The 653-nt window shown below is 56.5% G+C and carries 1 pseudogene; it reads left to right on the top strand.

What is annotated here, in order from left to right:
• Positions 1-227: 227 nt before the first annotated feature.
• A pseudogene (locus tag DW49_RS0107520) lies at positions 228-554 on the top strand (nitrilase-related carbon-nitrogen hydrolase); the annotation flags it as partial.
• Between the last annotated feature and the right edge of the window lie 99 nt (positions 555-653).

Genomic DNA, 653 nt, shown 5'->3' with positions numbered 1-653 from the left:
AGAACGGCATGCGACGCGGAGCGTCGCACGATAGTTGATAATCAAAAGGCTTTTCTATCGCGATATCACTGGCGACGCCGATTGCGGCGTAAGTGACGGCTGAGCCAGAGCACAGGAACGAGAACTTGTCACTGTCGTGCCCATTCTCAACACATTCCAATCCGCACGAATCATCAACCCCCTATAATGCACGCCCCACCGAACTCAATGGCCTTATGGACAATTAGATGACCTCACCGACGTTGGCCGCTGCGCAATTCTGTTCGATCAGAGGCCAGCTCAAGCACAACCTTGCCGGGCATCTGGCGTTCATGCAGCGTGCCGCTGACCTGGGTGCGGATTACCTGCTGTTTCCCGAGCTGTCGCTGACCGGCTACGAGCCTGATCTCGCTCACGAACTGGCGCTATCGCCGAACGATGCATGCCTGGAGCCATTCCGCGCGCTGGCGATGCACTTGCAACTGATGACCACGGTTGGCGTACCCCTCAAAGGACCCGGTGGCAGCATTGAAATTGGCGCGCTGACGTTCACCGCGCATGGCGACGTCATTGCCTAGGGTCTGTTCCCGTTTCGACGTAACCTATTGATCCCTATGAGAACAGGCCCGTATTGTTGGAGTTCTCACACAACACCAATACGAGCCTGCAATGCC

The organism is Pseudomonas avellanae BPIC 631, from assembly GCF_000444135.1.
Classification (GTDB): domain Bacteria; phylum Pseudomonadota; class Gammaproteobacteria; order Pseudomonadales; family Pseudomonadaceae; genus Aquipseudomonas; species Aquipseudomonas avellanae.
The sequence above is the reverse complement of the archived record's forward strand: the minus strand, read 5'-3'. Positions and strand labels throughout refer to the sequence as shown.